Below are 18884 nucleotides of genomic sequence, written 5' to 3'. Positions count from 1 at the left end.
CGGCGGCCCGCCCCGCGGTGCCGGCCGGCCGGTGCCGGTCAGGACTACTTCGGGGTCACCACCTGCTGGCGCAGGGTGTCCAGCAGGCGGGCGCTGTCGTCGACGGAGAGCCGGGTGAAGACGCCGGTGGCCAGGCTGCCGTGGTCGACGGAGGTGCAGACCACCACCGCCTCACCGTCGTCGCGGCCCACCGCGCAGCGTTCGTACCGGCCCCGGACCCCGGTGTCGACCGGCTCGGCGGCGTCCAGCGCGTACCGATCGCGGAGCCGGGCGATCTCGGCGTCCGCGTCCGACTCCGGGGTCAGCCGGAACCCGGTGCCGCCGAAGAGGATCACCCGCTTGCCGTCGTTCGTGCCGTAGATGCCGGCGAAGGTGTCCTCGGCGAACAGGTGCGCCTGGCGTACCTCGGTCTTGAGTTTCCGGGCGGCGGCCTGGCTGCGCTGGTCCTCGCGCAGCCGCAATCCGGTCATCCGGTCGGGCAGCGTGGCGCTGGCGGGGTACTGCTCGGACATCGGCTGCGCCCACCAGAGCGGCACGCCGCAGCAGCAGGCCACGGTGAGCAGCAGCACCCACGGCCAGCGCCGCCGACGGCGGACCGGCACCGGCACGTACCCCTTGGGTGGCCGCCAGTCGGGCGGCGGGGCCACCGGCGGGGGCGGGGTCCGGCGGCGGCGCTGCTTCGGCGCCGGCCCGGGCGGTGCCGGCCGGGCCGGATGGACCGGCACCGGCGGCGCGGCCGGGCGGGCGACGACCGGCGGGGGCGCCACCGGCGGCGGTGGGCCGACCGGCGCCGGGTACGGCAGCGTGTGCGGGGGCGGCGGGTAGTGCAGCGTCGGCGGCAGCGCCGGGAAGTCGACCGAGTGCAGGTCCCAGCCGGTGGTGTCGACGCCCTCCCACGGGTCGACCGGGATCTGGTGCTCCGGCGCCGGGGGTGGCAGGGGGGTGGGCTCGGCGGACTCGCCCCAGGCACGCCGGCGCGGCGGCGGGGGCGGAACCGGCGCGGAGCCGCTCCAGCGGGGCGCGGCCGGCTCGGCTGCGGTCTCCACCCGGGTGGGGTCGGGCTGACCGGCGACCCGGGTCGGGTCGGGCGCGGCGGTCCGGGGGTCCGCGTCAGGCCGGTCGGGGGCGCTGGTCGGGTCCGCTGCGGCGGTCTGGGAGTCCGCGTCGCCCGCGTCGAAGGCATCGGCCGGCTCGGTCGCGGCGGCCTCGGGGTTCGCGTCAGCCGGGTCGAGGGCGTCGGTCGGCTCGGTCGCGGCGGTCTCGGGGTTCGCGTCAGCCGGGTCGGGGGCGTCGGTCGGGTCGGGCCGGTCGGTGGGGCCGAGCGGGTCCGGCAGCCGGTCACCGTCATGGTCGGCCGAGGTCACCGGTGGGCTGCCGACCGGGACGACACCGGTCGTCGACGGCGGGTCGGCCGGGCCCGGCGCGGGGCGGTCCGGGGCGTCCGGGCCGCCCTGGGCGGCCGGCGACGGCGGTACGGGGGAGCGGGCCGGCTCGCCGGTGCCCGGATCCCGGCCCGTGGCCGGGCTGCCCCCGTCGGCCGGCCGGTCCGCCCCCGGCTGCGGCTGCGACATCGCGGCTGTCTCCTCTCGCGCCCGCTGCGAGGTTAGTACCGTCGCGCCACCGCCGACGAATCCGCCGCCTCGCCCGCACCGGGCCGCTCCGGGTCCTGCGGTGCGCCGTGGTGACCTGGGGAGCACCGCGTACCCTTGGGCATCATGAGTGCCCCGTCCACGACGCCGCGCCCGGTCGCGGCCAATTCTGGCGACGGCTCCGGCTTCGCGGCCCCGGCGCCGCGCGGCGACCTGGGGTCGTCGGTCTGGCCCCGGCTCGAGCCACTGCTGCCCCAGGTGACAAAGCCCATCCAGTACGTCGGCGGTGAGCTGGGCGCGGTGGTCAAGGACTGGGACGCGGCGACCGTCCGGTGGGCGCTGATGTACCCCGACGCGTACGAGGTGGGCCTGCCCAACCAGGGCGTGCAGATCCTCTACGAGGTGCTCAACGAGCTGCCCGACGTGCTCGCCGAGCGGACCTACGCGGTCTGGCCGGACCTGGAGAAGCTGATGCGCGCCCACGGCGTGCCGCAGTTCACCGTCGACGCGCACCGGTCGGTGCGCGACTTCGACGTGTTCGGCGTCTCCTTCTCCACCGAGCTGGGTTACACCAACCTGCTCACCGCGATCGACCTGGCCGGCATCCCGCTGCTCGCCGCCGACCGCACCGACGCCGACCCGGTGATCGTGGCCGGCGGCCACGCCGCGTTCAACCCGGAGCCGATCGCCGACTTCGTCGACGCCGCGGTGCTCGGCGACGGCGAGGAGGCGGTGCTGGAGATCACCGCGATCGTCCGGGACTGGAAGGCCGAGGGCTGCCCCGGCGGGCGCGACGAGCTGCTGCTGCGGCTGGCCCGCACCGAGAGCGTCTACGTGCCGCGCTACTACGACGTGGACTACCTGCCCGACGGGCGGATCCAGCGGGTCGTGCCGAACCGCCCGGACGTGCCGTTCCGGGTGCACAAGCGCACGACCATGGACCTGGACGCCTGGCCGTACCCGAAGAAGCCGCTGGTGCCGCTGGCCGAGACGGTCCACGAGCGGTACGCGGTGGAGATCTTCCGGGGCTGCACCCGGGGCTGCCGGTTCTGCCAGGCCGGCATGATCACCCGCCCGGTGCGGGAGCGCTCGATCACCACGGTCGGCCAGATGGTGCAGCAGGGCCTGGAGTTCTCCGGCTTCCACGAGGTGGGCCTGCTCTCGCTCTCCTCGGCCGACCACTCCGAGATCGGCGACATGTGCTCCGGCCTCGCCCAGCAGTACGAGGGCACCAACGTCTCGCTGTCGCTGCCGTCGACCCGGGTGGACGCCTTCAACATCGACCTGGCCCAGGAGCTGTCCCGCAACGGCCGGCGGACCGGCCTGACCTTCGCCCCCGAGGGCGGGTCGGAGCGGATCCGCCAGGTGATCAACAAGATGGTGTCGAAGGAAGACCTCATCCGCACCGTGGTCACCGCGTACACCAACGGGTGGCGGCAGGTGAAGCTCTACTTCATGTGCGGCCTGCCCACCGAGACCGACGAGGACGTCCTCGAGATCGCCGACATGGCGCACGAGGTGATCCGGGCCGGCCGGGCGGCGACCGGGTCGAAGGACATCCGCTGCACGGTCTCCATCGGCGGGTTCGTGCCGAAGCCGCACACCCCGTTCCAGTGGGCCTCGATGGCCACCCCCGAGGTCATCGACAACCGGCTCAAGCTGCTCAAGCAGGCCATCAACAGCGACCGCTCGCTGGGCCGGGCGATCGGCTTCCGCTACCACGACGGCGAGCCGTCGCTCATCGAGGGCCTGCTGTCCCGGGGCGACCGCCGGGTCGGCGCGGTGATCCGCAGGGTCTGGGAGAACGGCGGTCGGTTCGACGGCTGGAGCGAGCACTTCTCCTACCAGCGCTGGGTGGACGCCGCCGCCGAGGTGCTGCCGGCGTACGGGGTCGACCTGGCCTGGTACACCACCCGGGAGCGCGAGGAGCTGGAGGTGCTGCCCTGGGACCACCTCGACTCCGGCCTGGACAAGGACTGGCTCTGGCAGGACTGGCAGGACTCCCTCTCCGGGTACGAGCAGGACGACTGCCGGTGGACGCCGTGCTTCGACTGCGGCGTCTGCCCGTCCATGGACACCGAGATCCAGATCGGCCCCACCGGCCGGAAGCTGCTGCCGCTGACCCCGGTCAACGGCCTGAAGCTGCCCAGCGGCGCCGCGCGGTAACGCGGCCGACGGTAGCGGAGCGCGGGAACCCCTCGGGGTCCCGCGCTCCGGCGCATTTCGGGACGGTCGGCCGGGTCGATGTCCCGTAACGCGGGGTGGGGGTGCCTCGACTGGCCGTCACTCGATACGCTGCGTCCGTATTGGACCGACCGTGGTCGGCAGCGGGGAGGCAGCAGCCATGGGTGACATCAAGCCGCCGGACACCGGCGACCTGCACGTCAGCGTCGAGGACCTGGACGCCGCGGCGGCGTACGTCGAGCGCCTGAAGCAGTACGTCGACGACACGATCAGCTATGAGTTGGAACGCATCAAGGAGCGGATGAAGGGCGACAGCAACAACGCCCAGACCGTCCCGAATGGCACCCCGTTCGGCGCGTACGAGGACGCGCGGATGCAGTGGCAGCGGCTGACCGCGTCGACGGCGAACATGGAGATGCACCTCAACGGGCTCTCCACCAAGCTCGCCGGGCTCAAGCAGGGCACCGAGGACATCGCGAAGGCGTTCCGGGACGCCGAGGCGCGCAACGCCGCCAACGGCAAGCAGATCGAGCGCCTGCTGGAGTCGGCCGCGCCGCCGCCGAGCACGGGCGACCAGCCCACCTACCCGTACACGGCCTGAGGGGGAGAGGGTCATGGCAGGAACCTGGGAGCAGTGCGTACGCGAGGTGACGCTCTCGGCCGACCCGGAGACGGTCGGCTCCGTCGGCGCGGGCTGGAACAGCCTCTCCACCGGGCTGGGCTACCTGCGGGACGCGCTGGTCGGTCGCTCCTTCGTCGGCCCGATCGCGCCCGGCCAGGAGCGCCCGCACACCGGTGGCCTGCCCGGCCTGCTCGCCGGCTGGAAGGGCAGCGGCGGTGACGCGTACCGGGACCACCTGGCGGAGATCGGCCAGCACATCGAGGAGCTGATCACGCACGCCGCCAACGTCAGCGGGGCGCTGTCCCGGATCGAGGGCGACATCCGCAAGTCGGTCGCCAGCATCCCGATCCCGTTGATGGACAACTTCGGGTGGAACGAGTGGAGCCTGCCCAACGGCACCGAGCTCGACGACGCCCGGGACGGCGAGAGCTCGTCGGGCTTCCTCGCCGCGCTGCGCCAGGACTACCAGAGCAACCCGGCCTCGTACGCCGACGGCGCGTTCCGCGACAAGGCCGACGACCTCGAGGCGACCATGAAGATCGACGGCAACGCCGAGGACCACAAGCGTGGCGGCTGGTGGGACACCAAGTCGCACCTGGACAACTGGTACAACGACAACCAGAAGGCGGCTACCAGCGCGATGTCACCGCTGCCCGCCGCGGTGCAGACCGAACGGCCCCGGCTGGTCGTGCCGAGGCCGGACGGCGATGACACGGCCGACGGTTACACCCCGGACAAGCAGAAGCCTGCGTCCGTGAACCTTCCGGGCGGCGGCGGCGGTGGTGGCGGTGGTGGCATCGGCGGCGGTCCCTCGATCGGCAGCACCGGCATCGGCGGCGGTGGCGGCTCCTACGGCGGTGGCGGCGGCATCGGAACCATCGGGTCGCCGCCGACCGGTGGCGGTCACCCCGGCGGGACGGGGTCCATCGGGTCGCCGGGTGCCGGCGCGCCGGGCACCGGGGGCCCCGGGTACGGCACCGGTCTGGCCGGTGCGGCACCGACCGTCGGCACCGGGTACGGCAGCGGGACCGGTCTGGGCGGTGGCCTCGGATCGGCCGGCCTCGGCGGCGCGGGCGGCCTGGGTGGTGGCGCCGGTGGCGGGATCGGTTCGGCCGGTGGGATCGGCGGTGGCGTCGGCGCGGCCGGTGGCATCGGGGTCGGCGGTATCCCCGGCATGGTCGGGGGCGGCAACGGCAAGGTGCCGCCGATGACCAGCGCGGCCAGCGCGTTGCGCAACGCGGCCGGCGCCGGGGCCGGCTCGGGCGGCGCGGGTGCGCTGCGCGGCGGTGCCGGGATGATGGGCGGCGGCATGATGGGCGGCCACGGCGGCGCCGGGCACGGCGGCGGTGGCAGCGAGCACTCGTCGTGGTTGACTGAGGACGACGATCCGTGGGGCAGCGGTGACGCGGCGTCCCCGGGCATCCTGCGATGAGGACGGACGGATGAGGTTGAACGTCGGCGGGCTCCGGCCGGTCGTGGCGGCCCTGGTGGCCAGCCTGCTGGTGCTGGGGGCCGCCCAACCGGCGGCCGCCGCGCCCCGCCGGGCCGAGCAGTGGTATCTGGACGAGCTCCGCATCGACCAGGTGCACCGGTTGTCGACCGGTCGTGGCGTGCTGGTGGCCGTGGTGGACACCGGCGTCGACGGCAGCCACCCGGACATCGCCGGCCGACTGGTGCCTGGCGGGCGGGTCGATGGCCGCAGCGGCGACGCCCGCACCGACCCGGAGGGGCACGGCACCCACATGGCCGGCATCATCGCCGCCACCAACGCCGCCCGGGACGGGGTCACCGGCATCGCCCCGCAAGCGAAGATCCTGCCGATCGGCATCACCACCAAGCGGTACGGCGGTGTCACCAGCGGGAATTCCGCCGCCGGCATCCGGATGGCCACCGACCGGGGAGCCAAGGTGATCAACCTCTCCTACGGCGGCCAGCGCGAGCCGCTGGAGGATGAGATCTCGGCGATCCGCTACGCCCTGGAACGGGACGTCGTGGTGGTCTCCTCCGCCGGTAACACCGACCGGGGCGGCGTCAGGGTGGGCAGCCCGGCCAACATCCCCGGGGTGATCGCGGTGACCGGCACCACCCGGGGCGGCCGGTTCTGGTCCGGCTCCGTGCAGGGCCCGGAGGCGGTGATCGCCGCCCCCGGCGACAGCATCTACAACATCGGTCCGGAGCACGGCTACGGCTGGGGTGACGGCACCTCCGACGCGTCCGCCATCGTCTCCGGGATCGCGGCGCTGATCCGGTCGAAGTACCCGGACCTCGACGCGCCGAACGTGATCAACCGGATCATCCGGACCGCCCGGGACGCCGGCCCGCCCGGCCGGGACGCGCAGTACGGCTTCGGCCGGATCGACCCGATCGCCGCCCTCACCGCGAAGGTGCCGTCGGTCTCCGCCAACCCGCTCCTCGGCGAGCAGTCGGCCAGCCCGGCGCCCCCGCAGGCGGCCGAGGACGACAACTTCGACGTCACCCAGTACGGCGATCGGGGCGGCCCCACCGACCAGCAGGTCATGATCATCGCCATCGGCATCGTCGTGGTGCTGGTCCTCCTGATCGGCCTGGCGATCTTCCTGATCTGGAACCGTCGCCGCTACCGGCGGGAGGCGGCCCGGGCGGCCGACCTGCCGGACGAGGTGCTCGACCGGATGATCGCCGAAGAACTCCCGCCGGTCCCGGCCGGCTACGGCCCGCCCGGCGCGACTCCCGGCTACGGTCCGCCGGCCGGTCACGTCCCGCCGGGCGGCCCCGGCTATCCGCCCGGTGGTCCGGCCCCGGGCTACCCACCCGGCGGCCAGGTCCCCGGGCAGGGCTACCCGCCGGGCGGCGGTCCGGCTCCCGGGCAGGGCTACCCGCCGGGCGGTCCGGCTCCGGGGCAGGGCTACCCGCCGGGCGGTTACGCGCCGCCCTCCGGCTACCCGCCACCGCCGAGCGGGCCGCCCACACCGCCGCCGGGCGGAAACCAGTCCTGACCGCCGCGGCCGGCCGGGTGACCTGCGCGTCACCCGGCCGGCCGTCGGCGTTCGGCGGGGCGGCGGGCAGCGGCCGGTCGGGCCGTTCCGGCCGGGCCGCCGCGCCGCGCCCGGCCGCGGGCCGCCCACAGCGCCGGGCCCGCCCCCGGTCGGCTGCCGTCCGGAGCGCCGCGCCGGCCCCGACCACATGCCGTGCGGGGCGCCGTGTCCGCCTTGGCCCCGACCACATGCCGTCCGGGGCGCCGTGTCCGCCCCGGCTGCGTGCCGTTCGGGAGGCTGCGCCAGGATGGTGCGGACAGGCAGGCAGCACCCGAGGAGCTCACGATCGCCAGAAAGCCTCAACCCGAGGGCGGCCAGGCGCCGGTCGTCCAGCGGGTCCGGATCCGGTACGCCAAGCGTGGACCGCTGCGGTTCACCTCGCACCGGGACTTCGCCCGGGCCTTCGAGCGCGCGCTGCGCCGGGCCGGCGCGCCGATCGCCTTCTCCCAGGGCTTCACCCCGCACCCCAAGATCTCGTACGCCTCGGCCGCGCCGACCGGCGTCGCCAGCGAAGCCGAATACCTGGAGATCGGGCTGCGCGAGCCGGTCGACCCGGAGCGGCTGCGGCAGGCGTTGGACGCCGCCCTCTCGCCCGGCCTGGACGTGCTCGACGCGGTGGAGGCGACCGGCGGCAGCCTGGCCGACCGGATCGAGGCGTCCCGGTGGCGGATCGAGCTGCCCGAGGTCGACCCGGCGCTCGCGGAGCAGGCGGTGGCCGCGTTCCGCGCCGCCGGGGAGATCCAGGTCGAGCGGATGACCAAGCAGGGCCGGCGTACCTTCGACGCCCGCGCCGCCGTCATCGCCATCGATGTGGTGCCCCCTTCGGAGACGCCTTCCCGGGCGGCGGCCGTACCGTGTGCGATACTCGAACTGGTCGTGCGGCAGGTCACCCCCTCCGTACGACCCGATGACGTCCTTTCCGGCCTCCGCGTGGTGGCCGCCCTGGAGCCGCCGGTCGCCCCACGGGTGATCCGGCTGGCGCAGGGCACGTTGACCGCGCAGGGCGAGATCGTCGATCCGTTGGATGCGGATCGCGACGGGGCAGCCATCGGAGAACACTGACCGACGGTCAGCGTTCTGGCAGGCAGACTTCGGCGGTCGCGCGCCTGCGCGCCCGGCGGAAACACCTTTTGCGGCGACCCTGCGTGGCAGCGCTCACCCGCGCCCGGGGCAGCCAGAACTGGAGAACGTCCATGCTCGAGAACGAGCCCGAGGGCGGCGAACGGACCGGTACGGAACCGGCCGAGGCATCCGCCGCCAGCACCGACGCCACGCCCGAGGCGAAGCCGGTCCGGAAGCGGACCAGCCGCCGCAAGACCGCCCCGCTGAACCAGCCGGAGCAGATCGACGCGCCCGTCGAGGCGTCCACCGGCCTTGGCGCCGGCAGCGGCGAGGCGCCGCAGGCCGAGGTCTTCGCGCCGGTCTCCGGCGAGCTCGACGGCGCGGCGAAGAGCACCCGCCGGCGCCGCAAGGCGACCCCCGCGAAGGCGGTCGCCGAGCCGGTCGCCGCCGACGCCGTGGCGCCGGCCGCCGACGAGGTTGTCCCGCCGGTCAAGGCGACCCGGACCCGTCGACGCAAGGCCACCCCGGCCGCCGAGCCGGCCGCCGAGGCGGCGGCCGCCGAGCCGCCGGCGCTCGCCGAGCCGCCGGCGCTCGCCGAGCCGCCGGCCGACACCGAGGACGCCGGGCGTACCCCGCCCGCCCGGGAGTCCGTCCCGGCCGGGCCGCCTTCGGCGACCGCCGACCAGGCGGCCGAGGACGAGGACGCGGTGGGCGAGGACGCCGAGGACGAGCCGGCGCCGGCCGCCGTCGCCGAGCTGCCGCCGGCCGACGAGGCCACCCTGGCCCGGGCCGGTGGCCCGCAGGACCGTACCGGCGAGGTCTCGCCGGGCGCCGCCGTGCCGGGCAAGGAGGAGCGGCCGGCCGAGGAGCCGGCCCCCACCGGCCGGCGTCGCCGGGCCGCGCTCTCCGCGCCGACCGTCCTGTTCATGGCGCCGCAGCCCGACGAGGTGCCGACCGTCCGGGTCACCTACCCGGCCCCCGCCGAAGAGCTGGTCGAGGAGCCGGCCGAGGCGCCGGCGGAGACCGGTCGGCGCCGCCGCCGGGCCCGCCGCGAGGTCGAGCCGGTCGACGTCGAGGTCGAGGTCGAGGAGGAGCCGGCCGCCGAGGCCGAGGAAATCGCCGAAGCGGACGAGGACGAGGACGACGAGACGGCCGCTGCCCGTCGCCGCCGTCGTCGCGGCCGTCGCGGTCGGGGCCGGGGCAAGGGCGGCGCGGACGAGGCCGACGAGGAGGCCGAGGAGGCCGCCCAGGCCGAGGCCGGCGAGCCCGAGGAGGAGGCCGAGGAGGCCGAGGAGGAGTCGGAGGGCGACGGGCTGACCCGGCGCCGGCGCCGGCGCCGCCGCCGGGGCGCCGGTGACGTGGAGACCGCCGCCGAGGACGGGGTGCCCACGGTCGTCAAGATCAGGGAACCGCGCAAGGCCGTCGACGAGGTCCAGGGCGTCTCCGGCTCGACCCGGCTGGAGGCCAAGCGGCAGCGCCGCCGGGACGGCCGCGAGCAGCGCCGTACCCGTCCGCCGATCCTGAGCGAGTCGGAGTTCCTGGCCCGCCGGGAGGCGGTCGACCGGGTGATGGCGGTCCGCCAGCGCGGCGACCGTACGCAGATCGCGGTCCTCGAGGACGGCGTGCTGGTCGAGCACTACGTCACCCGTAACTCCTCGGGGACCATGGCCGGCAACGTCTACCTCGGCAAGGTGCAGAACGTGCTGCCGAGCATGGAGGCGGCCTTCGTCGACGTCGGGCGGGGCCGCAACGCCGTGCTCTACGCCGGCGAGGTCAACTGGGACACCACCGGCCTGGAGGGCCGGGCCCGCTCGATCGAGCAGGCGCTCAGGTCCGGTGACTCGGTGCTGGTGCAGGTCACCAAGGACCCGATCGGGCACAAGGGCGCCCGGCTCACCAGCCACATCGCGCTCTCCGGCCGGCACCTGGTGTACGTGCCGAACGGCAACGCCTCCGGGATCAGCCGCAAGCTACCGGACACCGAGCGCAAGCGGCTGCGGGACATCCTCAAGAAGCTGGTGCCGGACGGCGCCGGGGTGATCGTCCGGACCGCGGCCGAGGGGGCCAGCGAGGACGAGCTGGCCCGGGACGTCAAGCGGCTCCAGGCGCAGTGGGAGGACATCCAGGCCAAGGCCGCCTCCGGTGGTGCCCCGGTGCTGCTCTACGAGGAGCCGGACCTGGTCATCCGGGTGGTCCGGGACCTGTTCAACGAGGACTTCCGCGAGCTGGTCATCGAGGGTGAGCCGGCGTACGACCTGGTCGAGTCGTACCTGTCGCACGTCTCGCCCGACCTGGTGGCCCGGCTGCGCCGGCACGCCGGCACCAGCGACGTCTTCGCCGAGTACCGGATCGACGAGCAGATCCTCAAGGGGCTGGACCGGAAGGTCTTCCTCCCCTCGGGCGGCTCGCTGGTGATCGACCGGACCGAGGCCATGACGGTGATCGACGTCAACACCGGCAAGTACACCGGCTCCGGGGGCAACCTGGAGGAGACGGTCACCCGGAACAACCTGGAGGCGGCCGAGGAGATCGTGCGCCAGCTGCGGCTGCGCGACCTGGGCGGCATCGTGGTGATCGACTTCATCGACATGGTGCTGGAGTCGAACCGGGAGCTGGTGCTGCGCCGGCTCACCGAGTGCCTGGGCCGGGACCGGACCAAGCACCAGGTCACCGAGATCACCTCGTTGGGCCTGGTGCAGATGACCCGCAAGCGGATCGGCGCGGGCCTGCTGGAGGCGTTCAGCGAGACCTGCGAGTGCTGCAAGGGCCGCGGCGTGATCATCCACACCGAGCCGGTGCCGGAGAAGCCGCGCGCCCGCGGGGCGGGGGAGCGGGTCAAGGCGGTCGCCTCGGCCGTCACCGCCCCGGCCACCGAGGAGAAGGGCCGCCGCCGGGGCCGCAAGGCCGCCGCCGAACGGCCCGCCGCCGAGGCCCCGCCGGAGCAGCCGGCCGCCCCGGAGCAGCCGGCCGCGCCCGAGTCGCCGGTGGAACCGGTGAAGGCCGTCGCCGAGGTGGCCGACGACGACTACTACGACACGCAGGGCTACGACCTGTCCCGGTTCGAGACCGAGACGCCGGCCGCGCCGGCGGTCGCCGACGCGCAGGAGGGTGACTCGGCCCGGCTGGCCGGTGCGGACGACCCGGACGCGATCAGCGACGGTGCGGCCGAGGAGGAGGGCGGCGAGACGGGCACCGGGCGGCGCCGGTCCCGGCGCGGTGGCGCCCGGCGGCGTACCCGGCCGTGAGGCGCTGACCAGCACGGCGTTTGACAGGGCCCCTTCCCCGGCAACAGAGTCGGCAGGAAGGGGCCCTTGCCGTACCCGTCGACCCCCGGTCGGGACGCCGGGCCCGGACGGGAGGAGACATGCGCCGGGTGCTCGCGGTCGCCGCGCTCACCGGGATCGTGCTGGCCGGTGCGGGCTGCGCCGACCGGGACGACGACAACCCCTTCGCGGTGGGCTTCGCCTCGCCCGCCCCGTCGCGCACGGCGGCCCTGCCCAGCCCGACCGCCAGCGGCGACGCGGGCGTCTGCGCGGGCGCCAAGCAGGCCGGTTCCGCGGCGGTGCAGACGTACGTGCAGGAACTGGCCCAGATGCTGGGGGCCGGGGCGACCGGGGACCGGAAGACCGAGCAGGCTGCCCGGCGGGACGCGGAGGCGGCGCTGGCCGGCTGGCGGGACGCCCTGCGGCAGCACTCGGCGCGGGCCGAGGACCCGCGGCTGCGTACCCTGCTGGCGGAGTTGGCCGACGAGGTCGGCGGGCTCGGCACGGACGTGCGGGCGATCGACCAGACGCAGTTCGACCGGCTCCAGGGGCGCCTCGACGAGCTCTGTCCGGCCTGATCGGCGGCCCGGTTTGGGAGCCGGGGCGGGTATGGCGTACCCTTGCCTGCGGCGCACTTTTGGTGGGCCGAGTTCCCGCGTGCCCGCGCTGCCGGTGTCACGGCTCCCGGCGAGACGCCGTGGGAACAGCCGACCGGCAACGGTGGGCAAAAGACGCTAGCAGCCTCAACGACAGGGAGTGCGCCTCCGATGTACGCGATCGTCAAGACCGGCGGCAAGCAGTACAAGGTCGCCGAGGGCGACGTGATCGAGGTCGAGAAGCTCGCCGGTGCCCCCGGCGACGCGGTGAAGCTCACCGCGGTGCTCCTCGTCGACGGTGACGACCTGGTGACCGACGCGGCGAAGCTTGCGCAGGTCGCGGTGTCCGGCGAGATCGCCGCGCACACCAAGGGCCCGAAGATCCGGATCCACAAGTTCAAGAACAAGACCGGCTACCACAAGCGCCAGGGTCACCGCCAGCCGCTGACCCAGGTCAAGGTGACCGGCATCTCCAGCGGGAAGTAGGTCGTCCTCCAATGGCTCACAAAAAGGGTGCGTCCAGCTCGCGTAACGGCCGTGACTCCGCGGCCCAGCGACTCGGCGTGAAGCGCTTCGGTGGTCAGGTCGTCAGCGCGGGTGAGATCCTCATCCGTCAGCGTGGCACCAAGTTCCACCCCGGTGACCTGGTCGGCCGTGGCGGCGATGACACGCTCTTCGCGCTGGCCGCCGGCTCGGTCCAGTTCGGCACCAAGCGCGGTCGCAAGACCGTCAGCATCGTGCCGCAGCAGTAGTTCGAAGGCGAAGCGGGCCGGGGACCTCGGGTCCCGGCCCGCTTCGCCTTTTCTCACGCGGGGGCGTGCCCCGCTGGAAGGATTGGCGTCGTGACGACGTTCGTTGACCGGGTCGTCCTGCACATGCAGGCCGGCGACGGCGGGCACGGCTGTGTCTCCATCCACCGGGAGAAGTTCAAGCCCTTCGGCGGTCCGGACGGCGGCAACGGCGGGCACGGTGGCAGCGTGTCGCTGGTGGTGGACCCGCAGGTGACCACGCTGCTCGACTTCCACTTCCGTCCGCATCTCAAGGCCGAGAACGGCAAGGGCGGCGCCGGCTCGAACCGGGACGGGGCCAACGGTCACGACCTGCTCATCAAGGTGCCCAATGGCACCGTCGTGCTGGGCCTCGACGGCGAGGTGCTGGCCGACCTGGTGGGCGCCGGCACCACCTTCGAGGCGGCCCGGGGCGGCCGGGGCGGCCGGGGCAACGCGGCGCTGGCCAACGCCCGGCGCAAGGCGCCCGGCTTCGCCGAACTGGGCGAGCCCGGCGACAAGCTCGACGTGGTGCTGGAGCTGAAGAGCGTCGCCGACGTCGGCCTGGTCGGTTTCCCGTCGGCCGGCAAGTCCTCGCTGATCTCGGTGATCTCCGCGGCCAAGCCGAAGATCGCCGACTACCCGTTCACCACCCTGGTGCCGAACCTCGGCGTGGTCCGGGTGGACAACCACACCTTCACGGTCGCCGACGTGCCGGGACTGATCCCGGGCGCGGCCACCGGCAAGGGGCTGGGGCTGGAGTTCCTCCGCCACGTCGAGCGCTGCGCCGTGCTGGTGCACGTGGTCGACACCGCGACGCTGGAGCCGGGCCGCGACCCGCTCGCCGACATCGACGCCATCGAGGCCGAGCTGTCCCAGTACGGCGGGCTGGCCGACCGCCCCCGGCTGGTCGCCCTGAACAAGGTCGACGTGCCGGACGGCCGGGACCTCGCCGAGATCGTCCGGCCGGACCTGGCGGCCCGCGGCTTCCGGGTGTTCGAGATCTCCACGGCCACCCGGGAAGGGCTCAAGGAGCTGACGTACGCGATGGCCGAGCTGGTCGAGCAGGGCCGCAGCGCCGCGCCGCCGGCCGAGCCGACCCGGATCGTGATCCGCCCGAAGGCGGTCGACGACGCCGGCTTCACCATCGAGGCGGAGCAGGACGGCTCGTTCACCGTCCGGGGCAGCCGGCCGGAGCGCTGGGTCAAGCAGACCAACTTCGACAACGACGAGGCGGTGGGCTACCTGGCCGACCGGCTGGCCCGCCTCGGCGTGGAGGAGAAGCTGGCCAAGGCCGGCGCGCAGGCCGGCGACCTGGTCCGGATCGGCGACCGGGAGTTCGACTGGCAGCCGACCCTGTACGCGGGCGTCGACTTCGTCCCCGGCAACCGGGGCACCGACGTCCGGCTCGAGGAGAAGTCGACCCGCTCCTCGGCCGCGGAGCGGCTGGCCGCCCGCAAGGCGCGCCGGCAGCGCCCGGCCGACGAGGTGGCGGCCGCGCCCGCCGACGCCGACATTGACACCGCCGACGACGACGACGAGGACTGGGAGTAGGGGCGGCCCCGCCCTTACGGCACCTGGTCAGGTGCGGGTCGCCCGCCAGAAACCTGACCGAAACGGGCCCGGCCTAGCGTGCCGGGCATGCTGATCGAATCCCGTCCGGCCACCGATCCGGAGATCGCCGCTCTGGTCACCGCCCAGCAGCGGGAGCTGCGCGCGGCCGACGGGGGTCTGGACGGGCAGGCGACGGTCACCCACGACGACATCCGCTACCTGGCGGTGGTCGAGCGCGGGCGGGCCATCGCCTGCGGCGGGATCCAGGCCCTCGACGCCGAGACCGGCGAGCTCAAGCGGATGTACGTCCGTCCCGCGTACCGGGGTCGGGGGGTGGCCCGGCAGTTGCTGGCGGCGCTGGAGGAGTTGGCCCTGCGGCAGGGGCACACCACGGTGTGCCTGGAGACCGGCAGCTACCTGCCGGCCGCCATCGGCCTCTATCGGTCGTGCGGCTACCGGCCCATCCCGGTCTACGGCGAGTACGTGGCCAACCCGTACAGCGTCTGCTTCGCCAAGCGGCTGCCGGTGGCCGTCTAGCGCCGGGCTGGCGGCTGCCGGTCGCCGGCTGGCACCGGACTGGCGGCTGCCGGGGGTGGCGCCGGGGTGGCGGGTGCCGGTCGCCGGGTGGCGCCGGGTCAGGCGCCCGTCTCGGCGTGCGCGGCGGTGACCGGCTTCGACTCCGGGCTGGCGTGCTGGCGCAGCACGATGCTGAGCAGGATCAGCACGCCGACGGCGAGAAACTCGCTCTGCCAGTTCTGCATGGACTGGAACCAGAAGTCGCTGGTGCCGAGGAACTGCCAGGCGCTGATCGGGGCCGCGCCGCTCTGCAACGCCTGCTCCTCGTTGTAGGTGGCCACGCCGCCGAAGAGGTGGCCGAGGAACGCGCCGCCGAAGATCATGAACAGCGCGATCGACAGGCTGTTCCGGTAGACCACCAGCGGGAGCCCGCCGGTCCGGACCGGCCAGGGCGAGTCCGGGGTGGCCCGGCGCGGGTCGTCCTCGGGCCGGTCCGTCTGCCCCTCCGGCTTCGACTCGGCCGACCCCCGCTGCACCAGGTACGCGGTGAGCAGCACGTAGCCGCCCATCTGGAGGAACTCGGACTCCCAGTTCTCGAAGACGGCCTCGGCGAAGTGCCCGGTGCCCAGGTACGCCCACCAGCTCAGCGGGGCCGCGCCGTACTCGGCCAGCTCCTCGTTGTGCACCTGCCAACCGAACACGCTCTGCAACACCAGGAAGACCGCGAATGCGCCGAGCATGGCGACCGTGAGCGCGTTGTCCCGCAACCACCGTGGCATCCCCGGACCTCCTCGTCCCTCGGGACTACTGCGTGTAGCGATCCCTCGGTGCCCGGCGCGGTGATCGGGTAAACGCCGTACCGGAGTGTCGGCGCGGGTGTCACCCGGCCGGGTGACACCGGTTCAGGGCCGGGTGACGGCGACTCAGCGCCGGGTGACACCGGCTCAGGGCCGGGTGACGGCGGCTCAGGGCCGGGTGACGGCGGCTCAGGGCCGGGTGACGGCGGCTCAGGGCCGGGTGACGGCGGCTCAGGGCCGGTCGATCGGGGTGTCCGGCCGCCCGCCGGTGCCCAGCTCGTTGGAGAGCAGCAGGCCGAGCAGGAGCATGCCGAAGCCGAGGAAGAGGTGCAGCCAGTTGTCGGCGTCGTTGAACGGGACGAAGTTGGCCTGGGCCTCCCGGTCGATCGCGAAGCCGTACAGCCAGAGGCCGAGGTAGGCGGCGCCGCCGCCGGCCAGGAAGAGCCGGGCCCCGCCGATCCGGCGGGCCAGCACCAGCCCGGCCAGGCCGAACAGCAGGTGCAGCAGGTTGTGCAGGATCGACACCTGGAACAGGCCGATCAGCTTGGCCTCCGAGTGGTGGCCGGCGAACCGCAGGTCACCGTAGTGCGTGGTGAAGCCGGGCACGAACCCGAGCACGCCGATCAGCACGAACCCGGCGGCGACCGCGAGGGCGGCCTTCTGGACCGCCGGCCGGGACCGGGCCGGGGCGCGTCGGCGCACGTCACGTGCCATCGCTGTCACCTCCGTTGATCCGCCGCCGTCCGGAACGGGCAGACCCTCCATTGTGTGATCGGGACGGGGCGCTTCCGCAGAGAAATCACGAATCAGGCATGGACCCGAAGCCCAGGGGTAGGGACTTCGACACGCCGGCAGCACGGCCGGCGGAATCCCCCGAGCAGGAACCGCTACGACATCGAGCGGAAGGGACACCATGACTTACGATCTCTCACCGACGTCTGCCACGTACGAATCGAACAACGGCGGGGTTCGCGACCAGGCCCGACAGGTCGGCTCCGAGGCCGCCAACGCGGGTGGCGCGGTCGCCCAGACCGCCAAGGAACAGGGCCAGGAGGTCGTGGGCGAGGCGAAGCGCCAGGCCCGCAACCTGTACGGCGAGGCCCGCACCCAGCTCACCGCCCAGAGCAGCCAGCAGCAGCAGCGCGCCGCGAGCGGGCTGCGCTCGCTCGCCGACGAGGTGCGCGCGATGGCGCAGAACGGCGGCGGCTCCGGCCCGGTCACCGAGCTGGCCCACCAGGCCGCCGACCGGGTGCACGGGGTGGCCGGCTGGCTGGAGCAGCGCGAGCCGGGCGACCTGCTGCACGAGGTGAAGGAGTACGCCCGGCGCAACCCGGGGACCTTCCTGATCGGCGCCGCGCTGCTCGGTGTGGTCGCCGGCCGGCTCACCCGCAACGTCGCCGCGGCCGGCGACGGCGGCGCGCAGCCGGCGTACGACCCGGATCGGACGGCGGTCATCCCGACCACCCGGGCCGTGCCGGACCAGCTCCCGCAGGGCGGCTACCTCGACCCGACGCCGGGCAGCTACGCCGAGCCGGACCCGGGCTACCCGGCGCCGGGCGCGACCTACCCGGGCGGTGGCGCCCCGAACGGCTGGGCCGACCCGCAGGGCGGCACCGGAGCGCCGCTGCCCCCGCCGGAGCGCACCGACCCGCTGCCGGGCGTGCCGTCGAGCGGTTCGACCCGGCCGTGACCGGCCGGTCCGGCAGAAGGGAGGCGACGCAATGAGCATGCCGACGCAGGGGTCCGGGCTGGACTCCGGTTACCAGCCGGCGGGCGACCCGCACACCGCGGAGGAGGTCCGGGGCAGCTCGCTCGGCGACCTGATGCGCCAGGTGACCACCGACCTGTCCACCCTGATGCGGCAGGAGGTGGAGCTGGCCAAGGCGGAGATCCGCCAGGAGGGCCGGAAGGCGGGCAAGGCCGCCGGGCTCTTCGGCGGCGCCGGCTTCGGCGGCTACATGGTGGCGCTCTTCGTCTCGATCGCGCTCTGGCAGTTCCTGGACAACGTCATGGACTCCGGGCTGGCCGCGCTGATCGTGGCCGTGATCTGGGCCGCCGTCGCGGCGGTCCTCTACTCGATGGCCAAGAAGAACGCCGAGCGGATCCGCGGCCTCAAGCAGACCAACGACAGCGTGCAGCGCATCCCCGACGCGCTCAAGCCGCACCCGGAGGGAGTCACCCGATGAGCACCGATCCCGACCAGATCCGCCGGGAGATCGAAGCCACCCGCAACAACCTCAGCTCGGACGTGGACGCCCTGGCGTACAAGGTCAGCCCGAGCCGCATCGTCGACGACCGCAAACGGCGCGTCCGGTACGCGCTGACGAACGTGAAGGACAAGGTGATGGGAACCGCATCGGACCTCGGCCACAGCACCGGCCACGCCACCCACGCCGTGGGCGCCCACGCCTCCTCGGCGGCGTCCACGGTCGGCGACAAGGCGCACGCCGCCGCGTCCAGCGTCGGCGACGCCGCCCAGCGCGCCCCGCAGGTGCTGCGGGAGAAGTCCGAGGGCAACCCGATCGCGGCCGGCGTGATCGCCTTCGGCGTCGGCATGCTGGTCTCCTCGCTGATCCCAGCGACCCGGCGCGAGCAGCAGGTCGCCGCGCAGCTCAAGGAGAAGGCCGCCGAGCACGGCGGCGTGGTGAAGGAGAAGCTGGGCGAGGTGGCCAGCGAGCTCAAGGACGAGCTGCGGGAGCCGGCCCAGCACGCGGCCCAGTCGGTGAAGTCCACCGCGCAGGACGCCGCGCAGGCCGTCAAGGAGGACAGCCGCTCCGCCGCCCAGGACGTCAAGGACACCGCGCAGCAGGCCCGGTCCTGACCGTTCCCGTACGCCGCAGCTCGCGGCCGCCTCCCGGCCGGACGCCGGGGAGCGGCCGCGAGCTGTCCCGTCCGGGCCGGCCGGACGCGGGGAGCGGCC

General features: G+C 74.2%; 17 protein-coding genes. 14 read left to right on the top strand and 3 right to left on the bottom strand.

Features of this window, described 5'->3' with window-relative positions; genetic code table 11:
• Window positions 1-44 precede the first annotated feature (44 nt).
• Complete coding sequence (locus LQ51_RS34230; RefSeq protein WP_082159731.1) at window positions 45-1571, bottom strand: hypothetical protein; 1527 nt, start codon at window positions 1569-1571, stop codon at window positions 45-47.
• A gap of 144 nt (window positions 1572-1715) precedes the next feature.
• Between LQ51_RS34230 and LQ51_RS30270 the strand changes: the two genes are divergently transcribed.
• The 11 genes from LQ51_RS30270 to LQ51_RS30220 all read left to right on the top strand — a co-directional run bounded on the left by LQ51_RS30270 (window position 1716) and on the right by LQ51_RS30220 (window position 15188).
• Window positions 1716-3755, top strand: coding sequence for a TIGR03960 family B12-binding radical SAM protein (locus tag LQ51_RS30270; RefSeq protein ID WP_082159730.1), 2040 nt, complete (start codon window positions 1716-1718; stop codon window positions 3753-3755).
• Window positions 3756-3933: 178 nt separating this feature from the next.
• Entirely contained in the window at window positions 3934-4374 is a 441-nt protein-coding gene (locus tag LQ51_RS30265) for a hypothetical protein (protein WP_046571631.1), read from the top strand.
• 13 nt (window positions 4375-4387) lie between these two features.
• Window positions 4388-5827 (top strand): hypothetical protein, encoded by a 1440-nt coding sequence (locus LQ51_RS34305; protein WP_046571630.1) that lies wholly within the window; start codon window positions 4388-4390, stop codon window positions 5825-5827.
• A gap of 10 nt (window positions 5828-5837) precedes the next feature.
• Window positions 5838-7370, top strand: coding sequence for a type VII secretion-associated serine protease mycosin (gene mycP, locus LQ51_RS30255; protein WP_046571629.1), 1533 nt, complete (start codon window positions 5838-5840; stop codon window positions 7368-7370).
• A 381-nt stretch (window positions 7371-7751) separates the two neighbouring features.
• Entirely contained in the window at window positions 7752-8471 is a 720-nt protein-coding gene (locus LQ51_RS30250; RefSeq protein ID WP_082159734.1) for a TIGR03936 family radical SAM-associated protein, read from the top strand.
• Window positions 8472-8602: 131 nt separating this feature from the next.
• Window positions 8603-11716, top strand: coding sequence for an Rne/Rng family ribonuclease (locus LQ51_RS30245; protein ID WP_046571628.1), 3114 nt, complete (start codon window positions 8603-8605; stop codon window positions 11714-11716).
• A gap of 119 nt (window positions 11717-11835) precedes the next feature.
• Window positions 11836-12312, top strand: a complete 477-nt coding sequence (locus tag LQ51_RS30240) for a hypothetical protein (protein WP_046571627.1) — start codon at window positions 11836-11838, stop codon at window positions 12310-12312.
• A gap of 189 nt (window positions 12313-12501) precedes the next feature.
• On the top strand, window positions 12502-12816 hold the full coding sequence (gene rplU, locus LQ51_RS30235) for a 50S ribosomal protein L21 (protein WP_046571626.1): 315 nt from the start codon (window positions 12502-12504) through the stop codon (window positions 12814-12816).
• An 11-nt stretch (window positions 12817-12827) separates the two neighbouring features.
• Window positions 12828-13082 carry a 50S ribosomal protein L27 gene (gene rpmA, locus LQ51_RS30230; protein WP_013288010.1) on the top strand — a complete coding sequence of 85 codons (255 nt, stop codon included), beginning with the start codon at window positions 12828-12830 and terminating at the stop codon, window positions 13080-13082.
• A gap of 90 nt (window positions 13083-13172) precedes the next feature.
• Window positions 13173-14651 (top strand): GTPase ObgE, encoded by a 1479-nt coding sequence (gene obgE, locus LQ51_RS30225; protein ID WP_046571623.1) that lies wholly within the window; start codon window positions 13173-13175, stop codon window positions 14649-14651.
• Between the two features lie 87 nt (window positions 14652-14738).
• Window positions 14739-15188, top strand: a complete 450-nt coding sequence (locus tag LQ51_RS30220; protein ID WP_046571621.1) for a GNAT family N-acetyltransferase — start codon at window positions 14739-14741, stop codon at window positions 15186-15188.
• Between the two features lie 98 nt (window positions 15189-15286).
• On the opposite strand, the gene LQ51_RS30215 is transcribed toward LQ51_RS30220, so the two are convergent.
• Window positions 15287-15946, bottom strand: coding sequence for a DUF6766 family protein (locus tag LQ51_RS30215; protein WP_046571620.1), 660 nt, complete (start codon window positions 15944-15946; stop codon window positions 15287-15289).
• A 249-nt stretch (window positions 15947-16195) separates the two neighbouring features.
• The gene (locus LQ51_RS30210; RefSeq protein WP_046571618.1) at window positions 16196-16678 is read right to left on the bottom strand and encodes a DUF4383 domain-containing protein; all 483 of its coding nucleotides are present in this window, start codon (window positions 16676-16678) and stop codon (window positions 16196-16198) included.
• A 199-nt stretch (window positions 16679-16877) separates the two neighbouring features.
• On the opposite strand from LQ51_RS30210, the gene LQ51_RS30205 reads away from it, so the two are divergent.
• Genes LQ51_RS30205 through LQ51_RS30195 form a run of 3 tightly spaced genes read left to right on the top strand, consistent with a single transcriptional unit; the run spans window position 16878 to window position 18785 of the window.
• On the top strand, window positions 16878-17654 hold the full coding sequence (locus LQ51_RS30205; RefSeq protein ID WP_046571616.1) for a hypothetical protein: 777 nt from the start codon (window positions 16878-16880) through the stop codon (window positions 17652-17654).
• A 31-nt stretch (window positions 17655-17685) separates the two neighbouring features.
• Window positions 17686-18150 carry a phage holin family protein gene (locus tag LQ51_RS30200; RefSeq protein WP_082159728.1) on the top strand — a complete coding sequence of 155 codons (465 nt, stop codon included), beginning with the start codon at window positions 17686-17688 and terminating at the stop codon, window positions 18148-18150.
• Window positions 18147-18785, top strand: a complete 639-nt coding sequence (locus LQ51_RS30195) for a DUF3618 domain-containing protein (RefSeq protein ID WP_046571614.1) — start codon at window positions 18147-18149, stop codon at window positions 18783-18785. Before LQ51_RS30200 ends, LQ51_RS30195 begins: the two co-directional genes overlap by 4 nt.
• Window positions 18786-18884: the final 99 nt, after the last annotated feature.

Source organism: Micromonospora sp. HK10 (genome assembly GCF_000982955.1).
GTDB lineage: Bacteria > Actinomycetota > Actinomycetes > Mycobacteriales > Micromonosporaceae > Micromonospora.
The sequence above is the reverse complement of the archived record's forward strand: the minus strand, read 5'-3'. Positions and strand labels throughout refer to the sequence as shown.